8 protein-coding genes are annotated in these 11865 nt (G+C 39.6%); 5 read left to right on the top strand and 3 right to left on the bottom strand.

The window, feature by feature from the left end; genetic code table 11:
* Nucleotides 1-155: 155 nt before the first annotated feature.
* The 5 genes from NTU69_07440 (at nt 156) to NTU69_07420 (ending at nt 5947) form a co-directional block, all read left to right on the top strand.
* Entirely contained in the window at nt 156-1730 is a 1575-nt protein-coding gene (locus tag NTU69_07440; protein ID MCX5803349.1) for a thiamine pyrophosphate-binding protein, read from the top strand.
* A gap of 66 nt (nt 1731-1796) precedes the next feature.
* Complete coding sequence (locus NTU69_07435; GenBank protein ID MCX5803348.1) at nt 1797-3470, top strand: NAD+ synthase; 1674 nt, start codon at nt 1797-1799, stop codon at nt 3468-3470.
* Between the two features lie 109 nt (nt 3471-3579).
* Complete coding sequence (locus NTU69_07430; GenBank protein ID MCX5803347.1) at nt 3580-4431, top strand: MBL fold metallo-hydrolase; 852 nt, start codon at nt 3580-3582, stop codon at nt 4429-4431.
* A gap of 76 nt (nt 4432-4507) precedes the next feature.
* Nucleotides 4508-5263 (top strand): enoyl-CoA hydratase/isomerase family protein, encoded by a 756-nt coding sequence (locus NTU69_07425; protein MCX5803346.1) that lies wholly within the window; start codon nt 4508-4510, stop codon nt 5261-5263.
* Nucleotides 5264-5509: 246 nt separating this feature from the next.
* Nucleotides 5510-5947: a CBS domain-containing protein gene (locus NTU69_07420; GenBank protein ID MCX5803345.1), complete on the top strand. Its 438-nt coding sequence runs from the start codon at nt 5510-5512 to the stop codon at nt 5945-5947.
* 60 nt (nt 5948-6007) lie between these two features.
* On the opposite strand, the gene NTU69_07415 is transcribed toward NTU69_07420, so the two are convergent.
* The 3 genes from NTU69_07415 to fdhF are packed head-to-tail and all read right to left on the bottom strand — an operon-like array spanning nt 6008 to nt 11399.
* Nucleotides 6008-6835: a formate/nitrite transporter family protein gene (locus NTU69_07415; GenBank protein MCX5803344.1), complete on the bottom strand. Its 828-nt coding sequence runs from the start codon at nt 6833-6835 to the stop codon at nt 6008-6010.
* A 25-nt stretch (nt 6836-6860) separates the two neighbouring features.
* The gene (nuoF, locus tag NTU69_07410) at nt 6861-8684 is read right to left on the bottom strand and encodes an NADH-quinone oxidoreductase subunit NuoF (GenBank protein ID MCX5803343.1); all 1824 of its coding nucleotides are present in this window, start codon (nt 8682-8684) and stop codon (nt 6861-6863) included.
* Nucleotides 8685-8699: 15 nt separating this feature from the next.
* Entirely contained in the window at nt 8700-11399 is a 2700-nt protein-coding gene (gene fdhF, locus NTU69_07405) for a formate dehydrogenase subunit alpha (protein ID MCX5803342.1), read from the bottom strand.
* Nucleotides 11400-11865 lie beyond the last annotated feature (466 nt).

The following is an 11865-nucleotide window of genomic DNA, read 5'->3' as shown; positions in this document are numbered from 1 at the left end:
ATCCTTTCCCCTATACTTGCCTCATCAAATTTCATAACAATATACGCTCACAAGAAGTTTATAGTATTAAACTAAAAAAAAACTAAATTTTTGTCAAGTAAAATTTTATTTAACTTTTAGTACTACTATGTTAAACTTCCGAAAAGTGTCCTTTTATGGTGGGAAAAGAGGCAATATTACACTATTTTGAGAGAAAGGGCATTCACAACATTTTCCATCTGCCTGGAATCCATACGCTTCCTCTCAATGAAAGCCTTATAAGACACAGTATTAATGTTTTTATAGGTAGACACGAGTCAAACATCGCATTTATGGCTGATGGATATGCAAGGTCATCTGGTAAGGTTGGAGTACTCATCGTTACCCCGGGACCTGGACTCGGTAACGTAGTATCAGGGTGTATGGAAGCCTATGGTGATGATGTTCCCCTTCTTATCATCCATATTGATACTGGTAGAAAAGAAACAGGCAAAGGTATATTACACGAGCTTGAAGAACCCGAGAATATCTTCAAACATTTCACAAAAAAAACTTTCTTTGTCTCAAATAAAAATGACCTCATCCCAACCCTTGATGATGCGTATCTTACTGCGTTTTCTAAGAGAAGGGGACCTGTAGTCATCTCTATCCCCTATACATTTTTTGAAGAGGAAGCCCCTTTCCAGATTAATGGGGAGGAACAACAAGAGATTGAGCCTGATTTAAGCAGGGTTGAAGAAGCATTACGGGGGAAGGAAAAACCGGTAATTATAGGTGGAAAATCCCTGATGTTCGAAGACATAAAACCAATTTTGAATAGTATCTGTATGGGTACATCAATGCCTTTCCTCACAAGTACAGGGGGCAAGGGGATAATCCGTGAAGATAGCATATACGCCTTTGGCAGCATCATGCAAAAGGGGATTGTAAAGGATATTATCGCATCATCTGATATTGTGATAGCAATCGGGACACGGCTGCGTGATGTGGACGCTAAGCGAAGAGGGGTAAAAGTAAAGGAACTCATCCATATTGATATAGACGAGCAATGGATTGGTAAAAATTATTTTACAAAGCTGAAAATCATAGGAGATATAAAAAAGGCTTTAGAAGGGCTTCACCAAACCCTAAAGGGAAGAAGATTTGAATGGAGCCTCAAAGAACTGAAAAAGACACAGAAAAAGGAATACGCAACAATTAAAAAAACATCCACAGGTTTTAAGATCATAGAGCTTATTAGAGAGGTTATTCCGGAAGATACGATAACAGTATGGGATTTGAGTTTACCCTCTTACTGGGCAGAGTATTACTTTCCAGTCTATTACCAGAATACTTTTATCATGCCACGAGGAATATCACCAATCTTTTATGCCCTTCCTGCAAGCATTGGTGCAAAGATAGGGAGACCTGACAGGCCGTGTCTTTCAATATGCGGTGATGGAAGTGCTTTGCCCACCATAGGCGAGCTTTCAACGATAAAAAAATATAATATCCCTGTCGTATTCCTGGTCTACAACAACAACAGTTTTGGCATACTTGAGGATTATATGAACACAACGTATGGAATAAAAGATTCTATGAAGCTAACAAATCCTGATTTTATAAAGCTTGCCAATGCCTTTGGTATCAAGGCAAAAAGGACTAAAACCTTAGAGGGGCTAAAGAAAATATTTCTCCATGACATTACATGGGATGAACCCTTTTTGATAGAATTTAATTATCCAGTTTTTCCACCACCATGGAGGGTATAATAGCCCACGTTCTTTATAAATAACTTTTACCTATATTTTCTTAATTGAGTATGATAAAAATTGATTATGAGGATATTAAGGATTGCTCTTGCACAGATTAACCCAACTGTCGGAGATTTAAGAGGTAACACAGAAAAAATTATCGAATATATAGAAAAAGCAAAGGGAAATAATGCGGATATTGTTATTTTTCCAGAGCTTTCAATTACGGGTTATCCGCCTGAAGACCTTCTACTAAATACCAGTTTTTTAAAGGACAATATGATCTGCTTAAAAAAAATTGTACCCCACACGAAGGGAATCACCTCTATTGTCGGTTTTGTCGATGCACGAGATAATATATACAACGGGGCTGCCATTATCTCTAACGGTAAATTGATCGATGTCTATCATAAAATCAATTTTATAAGAAGTAGTATATTCGACGAATTCAAATACTTCCAGAAAGGTGGAGGTTATCCATTATACAACCTTGACGGTGTCTATTTCTCGGTGTCTATTGGTGATGATATTTTACACTTAAAAGCACATCCCGGTACAAAATTCATCATAAACATTGATGCATCCCCGTACTATATCGGGGGGAATATACAAAAGGAAAAATCAGCCTCTCAAAAAGCTTATGAGAACCATGCTGTTTTAGCCTGCGTAAATATGGTAGGGGGACAGGATGAGGTTGTGTTTGATGGAGAGAGTTTCATTATTAATGAGGAGGGGGAAATTATATCGAGAGGTACACCTTTTGAAGAAGACCTTGTTGTGGCTGATTTAATGTATAAACAAACAAATAAGGCAAGTATTGATAGAAAAACAAAAACGATTAATATCTCCTTTCAACTTAAACAAAAAAAGAAGGCGGTTCAGGAAAAAATAACGAAAAGGCTTAAACCATTAGAAGAGATTTACAAAGTACTTGTCCTGGGAGTAAAGGATTATGTGAGAAAAAATGGTTTTAAGAGGGTAGTATTAGGCTTAAGCGGTGGGATCGATTCTTCCCTTGTAGCATTGATTGCAAAAGATGCAATCGGCAAAGATAGCGTGACAGGTATCTTTATGCCATCACAGTATACATCAATAGAAAGTAAAGAGGATGCCTATCAACTTGCAAAAAATCTCAACATAAAAATTTTTAAAATCCCTATAGTTCCATTATTCAGAACATATATGAATCTATTCAAAACCCATTTTAAAAACTTACCCGTTGATATTACTGAAGAAAATATCCAGCCACGTATCAGGGCAAACATTTTAATGGCCTTTTCGAACAAATTCGGCTGGCTCGTTTTAAATAGTGGAAATAAATCTGAAATTGGCACAGGTTATTCAACGTTATATGGCGATACTGCAGGGGGTTTCGCTGTCCTTAAAGATGTTTCAAAAACCTTTGTGTATAAACTCGCAATGTGGAGAAACAAAAAAGAAAGGTATCCGTTAATGCCAGAGAGAGTTTTTAAAAAAGCCCCTTCGGCTGAACTGAAACCAGACCAGAAAGATACCGATACCCTCCCACCATACAAAATACTCGACCCCATACTGACTGCATACATTGAGGATAATAAAACTATCGATGAATTGTCAGCCATGGGGTATGATACAAGACTGGTGAAAGAGATTATGGGTATGGTAGACCAAAGTGAATACAAAAGGAGACAGTCCCCGATAGGTATAAAAATCACAAAAAGGTCATTTGGAAAAGACAGAACCTTCCCTATTACAAATAAGTATAAACATAAACTTTGATTCAGTATTTAGCTAAACAATTATCTTGAAAATTTATCCCAGATGTTTAATCATAAAAAAACAGATTGTTAACACAAGGTGATACAATTAACATAAGGGGATACAAACTTTGGACAAGCTAAATCATCTAAAAATTACAATTCTCTGTGAAAATGTGGTGGGGAACCTCGCAGTTGTTGGAGAGCATGGGTTTGCTGTATACATCGAGACAGATAGCGGTTCATACCTTTTCGATACTGGCTCAGGTATCAGTATTCTCCATAACGCCCGGGTTTTGAAAAAGGATTTAAGTAGTGTCAAAAAGATATTTTTAAGCCATGGTCATTATGACCATACCGGAGGTCTTGTTCATGTACTCGATGTGGTAAACCCCATCAATGTGTATGGACACCCTGCAATATTCGAAGAAAAATTCGCAATTTCAAAAGAAGACCTTAAAACTGAAAAAAGATTTATAGGAATTCCTCACAGAAAACCCTTGTTAGAAACAAAAGGCGCCAACTTTATATTCAATACTGATTTTCAGGAGATAGAAAACGGGATATATCTCACAGGTGAGATTCCACGGTTGACTGAATTCGAGAAGGGTGACGGGAGATTATATGTCAAAAAAGGGGATATTTTTGAAAGAGACATAATCCCTGATGATCAAGCACTTATTTTTTCAACGAAAAAAGGTATTGTGGTGCTGCTCGGTTGTGCGCATGCCGGTATAATAAATACATTGTGGCATATAGTTAGAAAAATGAAAAAAGAGACATTTTATGCGGTTATCGGTGGAACACATCTTGGTTTTGTTGAGGAAGAACAACTGAATTACACAATTGACATAATAAAACAAATAGACATACAGATAATTGGTGTCTCGCACTGTACGGGCTTAACAGTAGCATACAGGCTGTTTAAAGAATTCGGGGATAGATTTTCATATGCATCGGTAGGAAGTTCCTTTGAAATTTAACAATATTCAGCGTTCAGTAAAATCAAAACTCCACGCTTTACGCTATGCGCTCTACGCTCAATTATAGGAGGAAAAAATGGCTGTAATACTGGAATCGTATCAAGATGAGGTATACACAATCACTCTGAACAGACCTGATAAAAAGAATGCAATGAATTCAGAATTTCTTGTGAGTCTGTATGCTGCTTTACAGAACGCCGAAAAGGAATCTGCTCAAATAATAATTATCAGAGGCTCTGGAAAGGCTTTTTGTGCAGGTGGAGATACACTTGAATTCAAGAATAGCAAAGATGCAGGGGCATTGATTGATTCAATGGCTGAGATGCTTCATAAAAGCATAAAGATGATAAGAAACATAGGTGCCATTACCATTGCTGTATTAGAAGGTGTTACCGTGGGGGCAGGTATCGGGCTTGCACTGGCATGTGATATAACGGTTGCCACTAAAAACACTGTAATGAACATGGGTTATAGAAGGATAGGTCTCACGCCTGATGGCGGAGGAAGCATATTCCTCCCGAGACTAATAGGGGCAAAAAGGTTTAATGAACTGTATCTATTTTCCCGCAATATAAACATGGTTGAGGCAAAGGAGCTTGGCCTTGTTAATTTCATATTTGAAGAGGAAGAATTAGAAGAAAAGTTAAAACAGATCCTAAAAGACCTTAAAGCACTACCAATGGAGACTATTCCGTATTTCAAAAATCTTGTCAATTACTCCTCATACCTTGGTCTTGATCAACATCTTGACAAAGAGAGGCTCTACGTTTCAGAACTTGCATGCAAGGAGCAATTTAAAGAGAGATTGGAAGAATTTTTTAAGAAGAAGTAAGTAAATGAAGGGTGTCTACCTCTTCTCTATTTTCGGATACATATGCCTGCTCTGGCTGACAGGTATTTATGTAACCAGAAGATCAAGGTCTACAGAAGCTTACCTAAACAAAAATAATTCTTGCGTCGAGAGCATCTTTTTATGTATTCTATTTACTTAATATGCATATCGCCCGATTTACTATTAATGACTATTATTAATGACTATTAAATATTTTGACAAAAATTTTCGAGAGGGAGGTAAATTATGAAGACCGTCAAGGACATTCTGAAAGCAAAAAAAAGCGAGGTCTGGTCAATTTCACCAACTGCCACGGTGTTTGAGGCACTGAAGCTCATGGGGGAAAAGGAAATAGGGGCTTTAGTAGTTATGGAAAAGGGAGAGGCTGTCGGTATCGTCTCAGAACGTGATTATGCAAGAAAGGTTATTCTGAAAGGGAAATCGTCAAAAGATACCCTCGTTCAAGAAATCATGACCTCACATATGTTCAGTGTAAAACCTGAAAACACTATTGAAGAGTGCATGGTGCTCATAACAGCTAAACGTATAAGACACCTGCCTGTTTTCGATAAAAACAAGTTCGTTGGTTTGATTTCTATCGGGGATGTGGTAAAGTCCATAATCTCAGAACAGGAAAAGCTCATCGAACAATTAAGCGACTACATTGCAGGTAAGTACGTATAGCCTTAAGAGATATAGAATAACAAAAGGATACCCCGGCCTTCTTAAGACCGGGGTATTTGATTATGTTGGTGATACAGTAGAAAGTTCCTTCTTAAAGGAATAAAAGTAGACAGCGCCGATGAAGATACCCCCGCCCACAATATTTCCAAGGGTTACTGGTATCAAATTCCACTGAATGAACTGTCCCCATGTTACCTTCGCACCTAACATTATACCTACCGGTATAAAATACATATTTGCAACGCTATGTTCAAATCCTGAAGAGACAAATGCCATTATCGGGAACCAGATTCCAAAGAACTTTCCTATCATGTTTTTGGATGAAATGGCTAGTAATATGGCAAGGTTCACTAAAAGGTTACACCCAATGCCCTTCATAAAAGCTGACCAGAGTCCAATGCCTCCAGCTGCCATATATGGTAATGTTTTTGCCTGTGCTATACCGATCGCGTTCTGTCCAAAAACCGTTATCTCGGGACTTCCACCCTTGCTGAATGGTCCAACTGCCATCAGATACGCCCAGAATAGCGAACCGATAAAGTTACCAATGTAGACCCAGAACCACGCATTAAAAACCCTGCCCCATGTTGTTTTCTTCTGAAAAACAGCCATTGGTATAAGCATGGTATCACCGGTAAAAAGTGACATACCGGTGATAACGATTGCAATCAACCCTACCGGGAATACTGCCCCGGCGATAAGAGATTTAAAACCAGGACCCATGGTGTTTTCCAATCCAGTTGAACAGACAGTAGCGAGTGCTCCACCAACAGCAATAAGCAGACCCGCCATAAAACTTCTTATTAAATAGTTACCAGGTGTTAAATTTGCTTTGTACTTTCCAGCATCTCCTGCCAGCTGCACAATTTCTACAGGTTTGTTGGCCATTGTTCCTCCTTTTCAATTAGTAGTGTTATGTGTAAAATCTTGCTATTGTTCTGTCGCACTCCGGACAGTTATAGCCAGAATCACAGTGCCTTAAAAATTCTTCTCTAAAATACTTTAGCGTTGTTGTTATCGGCAGTATGGGTGATTGCCCAAGGGCACATAGTGAAGCCTGTTTCATCAACTGTGCTTTTTCAACCATAGTATCGATATCCTTTTCTACTGCCGTCCTCATTGCAAACTTCTTTGCAAGATAGTGTAATTGTGATGTCCCGACCCTGCATGGGACACACTGACCACAGGATTCGTGGGCAAAGAAACTGAGTATATTCAGGAGAAAATCGACCGCACAGGTATCCTCATCGCACGCAAGGACAACTCCGGAACCAAGCGTAACACCAGCTTTTATTGTCTGATCTATATCAAGAGGTAGGTCAAGTAAATCTTTACCAAGGATACCTCCAGCTGAACCACCCACCTGTGCAAACTTAAGGGTTTTTCCATCTTTAATACCTTTTCCATATATATCAATAATATCACGAAGGGTTGCCCCCATTGGCAGTTCAACAAGCCCTGTTCTATTCAGTTTACCCGACAGGCAGTAAAGTTTTGTTCCAGAGCATTTTTCTGTGCCAAGTGACTTATACCATCCGGCACCATGCTCAATAATCATCGGGACAGATACATATGTCTCAACATTATTAACGTTTGACGGCATCCCCATAAAACCAGCCCCTGCGGGGAATGGAGGTCTGAACCGTGGATAACCTCGCTTGCCTTCCATTGAATTCATAAGTGATGATTCCTCACCGCATACATACGCACCGCCACCTTCTTTAATAAAAATATCAAAGCTGAATGTTGGACCTGCAATGTACTTCCCCAATATTCCTCTTTCTCTTGCCTGGTCTATAGCCTTTTGAAGTCTCTCAATGGCACGCCTGAATTCCCCTCTCACGTAAATATAACCAACGGTGGCACCGGTCGCATACCCGCAAAGTAACATCCCCTCAATAATCAAATGGGGATTTTCCTCCATAAGGACCCTGTCTTTAAAGGTACCTGGCTCCCCCTCATCGGCATTACATATCACATACTTCTGCATATCCCCTTTCGGCATAAACGACCATTTCAGGCCTGCAGGAAATCCTGCACCACCTCTACCCCTGAGCCCTGAATCCTTCACAATATTGATCACATCATCTGAAGAATATTCTTTGATGGCCTTCCTTATCGCGGTATACCCTCCATTTTTTATATAACTATCAATGCTAAGAGGGTCAACCTTGCCAACCATGGTTAAAAGTCTCTTTGTCTGTCTATCATCATCAATAACGCAAGTCTTACCCTCTACCTCCGGCCCGCATTTTTCTCCAAAGATTGGCTTTCTGGATTTATAAGACTTTAAAATCTGTTTTATTTTTTTCTCAGTAAGATTGCCATGGATATCATAGTTTATCATCATAGCAGGGGCTACCGAGCAAACACCAAGGCATTCACACTTTTCAAGATAGAACAGACCATCAGGGGTTGCTTTACCAGGCTTAATACCTAAATTTCGCTCTATTGCATCAAAAATTGTTCTTGCCCCCATAACATGACACGGCCCCGACTTGCAAACCCTTATAATAAACCGTGCCCTAAGATTTGTCTTGAACATGGTATAGAAGCCCACAAAACCTGCAATGGCGCTCTTTGGGATATTCGTCATCTCAGCTACTTTCTTCAACACATCAATGTCAAGCTGATTATTACCAGAAAGATTCTCCAGATCCCGCAATATAAACATAAGATGCTCTTTTGCACTTCCTCTTTTCTCGATTACGCCTTTTATATCCTCTGTTGTTATCATCTCCCATCACCGCCTTTACAGATAAATTTTTTCAATCTTACAAGAGCACACCTTGTACTCTGGGATCTTACACACTGGGTCAAGGGCATCTATAGTCAATATGTTCGCTGCAGCCTCGAAGAAATGAAAAGGAATAAAAACCACATTGGGTTTCAACCTGTCCGTCACCTTTGCCTTTATTCTGATGCTCCCCCTCCTCGACGATACTGATATAACCTCGCCATCCGTGATGTTATAATTTTTTGCATCGTTGGGATGGATCTCCACAAACCCTTCCGGCACAATCTGATCAAGAATTTTTGAGTTCCTTGTCATGGTCCCTGTATGAAAATGTTCAAGTATACGCCCGGTGGTCAATATTATAGGGTATTCAGCATCTGTTTCTTCCGCTGGCGGGGTATAATCTATCGCAGTAAGTAAACCAAGGCCCCGTGAAAACTTATCCTTGTGCAGATACTGTGTCCCAGGATGATCTGTCGTAGGACATGGCCACTGTATCAGTTCCTTCTCAACCCTTTCGTACGTGATTCCCGCATATGATGGGGTAACTGTCCTTATCTCCTCAAAGATATCTTTAGGTCCTTTATAATCCCATTTTGCGCCCATTCTATTGGCTATCTGCATGGTAATCCACCAATCGTCCCTCGTATCGCCCCATGGAGGAAGTACCCTATGCATGGGTTGAACCCTTCTCTCTGTATTAGTTGCCGTTCCCTCCTTTTCAAGGAACGAACATGCCGGCAACACCACATCAGCATACTGTGCTGTCTCCGTAAGGAAAATATCCTGAACGACAAAAAAATCCAGGGATTCAAGGGCTTCAATCACATGGTGTTGATTTGGATCAGACATTACTGGGTTCTCGCCCATCTCATATATGGCTTTCAGCTTACCGGCAACTGCTGCATTAAACATCTCAACAAGGGTAAGACCAGGTTTGGTAGGCAATCCTGAAACACCCCATGCCTTTTCAAACTTTGTTTTGTTCTCCTCATTTGCAACTGGCTGATATGCAGGATACACCGAATTAAGTGCCCCCATATCACATGCACCCTGAACATTATTCTGACCTCTCAGCGGGTTCACCCCACCACCTGCCGCACCCATATTACCAAGGAGCATTTGTAAATTGGCCGTTGATTTGACATTATTCATACCCGACACAAATTGGGTTATACCCATAGAATAGAAAAGTGCCATCGGTTTCAATTGAGCCATAAGCCTCGCAGCCTTCTCAATATCCTCCGGGTTATCTATTCCGCAAATTCCTGCAACATATTCAGGGGTATATTTTTCAAGGGTTTTTGCAAGCTCTTCAAAACCCTCGCACCTTTTCTCAACAAACCCTTTATTATAAAGACCTTCTCTTATTAAAACATGCATGAGGCCATTGAGGATTGCTATATTGGTACCAGGTTTTATCTGGAAGTAATAATCTGCACATCGAGAAAGTTCAATCCTTCTTGGATCTACGACAATCAGTTTTTTACCATTGTTGATTACTTCATTTTTAATCATCGACCCGATGACAGGATGATTTTCTGTTGTGTTTGACCCTATTACAAGAAAGCCTTCGCTCAGGGGTATCTCCCGAATTGAATTAGTCATTGCCCCAGAACCAAATACTGCCGCCAGACCGGCGACGGTTGAGCTGTGTCAGAGACGGGCACAATGGTCAACATTATTCGTCCCTATTACCGCCCTCATAATCTTTTGCATTAAATAATTTTCCTCGTTGGTACATTTTGCCGAAGATAAGGAACCAATTGAATCAGGACCATACTTTTCTTTTATCTCGGTAAACTTACTCGCTACAAGATTGAGGGCTTCATCCCAGCTTGCCTCCTCGAATACACCGTTTCTCTTAATGAGGGGTTTTGACAATCTCTTTCCGTTCTGAACAAAATCAAAACCGAATCTTCCCTTAACGCAGAGATGGCCCCTGTTGGGTCCATCATCATGACCCACAGCCTTTACAAGTAGACCCTCCTTATTTTTATAGTAATCTATCTTACATCCAACACCGCAGTATATACAGATGCTTGATTCCTTCGTGAGTTCCCAATTTTCACCTCTACCAAGGACTGTCTGGAGTGAAAGGGAACCAGTAGGACACAGCTGAACACATGTGCCGCATTGAACACAACTTGAATCCCCGATCTTTTCATATAAATCTGAGGTAAGGTGGGTGTGACCTCCCCTATCAGTAAAACTCCACACATTCGATACCTGGATCTCAGCACATGCCTTCACACACCTCCCGCAGAGAATGCACCTGTTCTCATTTCTCTTTAAACCCTCACTCGATTCATAATCAATCTCGCGGCTTCGTTTAGGATATTCGTAATTTACCTGTTCAATATTATACCTGTGTACAAGGGCCTGCAATTCACACGCACCATTGGAATCACAATAAAGACAATTATGGTCACCCTCGGCAAGAAGGAGTTCTAAAATTCCCTTTCTTATTTTTACTATTTCTTCATCCTCAGTGATTACCCTCATCCCGTCCATTGCTGGTTCAGTGCATGCTGTTTTTAACATCACTTCGTTCACACGGACAGTGCAGATACGACATGCACCGGTTTTGCTGACTTTAGGATGATAACATAAGTATGGGATATCAATACCATTTTTCAGAGCAATCTCAAGGATGGTTTGACCCTTCCCCCCTGTCACATCTTTTCCATCGATGGTGAACTTAATCTCTTGCATAATGAGACTCCTTGTCTTTTTTAAAGTATAAGAGACTGTGCTTTTAAATGACTATTTAAAGATTTTAATAACTTCCACATTTGATAAGTTATAAATTTCACAAGACTTTGTTATTTTTTGCCATACATACATATTAAAAGTCAATCAAAAAAAATCAATAAGATTAACAATTTTTTTGACTTGAAAATATTAATACTATATATTTTTTCGATTTTATATGTATTTTATATCCAAACTTCTTATAATATTCTTTACAATTACACTTTGAAAAAAATGCTGATTTACTATTAACAAACTCTTGCGAATTGTTACAACCGAATATAAAGGATAGTGTAACATGTTTTCTGTAAATTCAATAAAGGGTATAATTCTCAATGGATTAAACAATCCCCTAAACGGGAGAAAGGAGAACTATACCCATGAAGAAAAGTGTATCAAAAAAGATGAAAGAAGTCATTGAGAAACA

The organism is Pseudomonadota bacterium (genome assembly GCA_026388215.1).
Taxonomy (GTDB): Bacteria; Desulfobacterota; Syntrophorhabdia; order Syntrophorhabdales; family Syntrophorhabdaceae; genus JAPLKF01.
This window is presented reverse-complemented; position numbering and strand designations above follow the sequence as displayed.

What these genes read in the sequence shown, in the direction of transcription:
- NTU69_07415 (MCX5803344.1), bottom strand. Translation starts at nt 6,835, where the DNA reads ATGGCCAACAAACCTGTAGAAATTGTGCAGCTGGCAGGAGATGCTGGA.
- NTU69_07440 (MCX5803349.1), top strand. Translation starts at nt 156, where the DNA reads ATGGTGGGAAAAGAGGCAATATTACACTATTTTGAGAGAAAGGGCATT.
- NTU69_07420 (MCX5803345.1), top strand. Translation starts at nt 5,510, where the DNA reads ATGAAGACCGTCAAGGACATTCTGAAAGCAAAAAAAAGCGAGGTCTGG.
- NTU69_07425 (MCX5803346.1), top strand. Translation starts at nt 4,508, where the DNA reads ATGGCTGTAATACTGGAATCGTATCAAGATGAGGTATACACAATCACT.
- nuoF (MCX5803343.1), bottom strand. Translation starts at nt 8,684, where the DNA reads ATGATAACAACAGAGGATATAAAAGGCGTAATCGAGAAAAGAGGAAGT.
- NTU69_07435 (MCX5803348.1), top strand. Translation starts at nt 1,797, where the DNA reads ATGAGGATATTAAGGATTGCTCTTGCACAGATTAACCCAACTGTCGGA.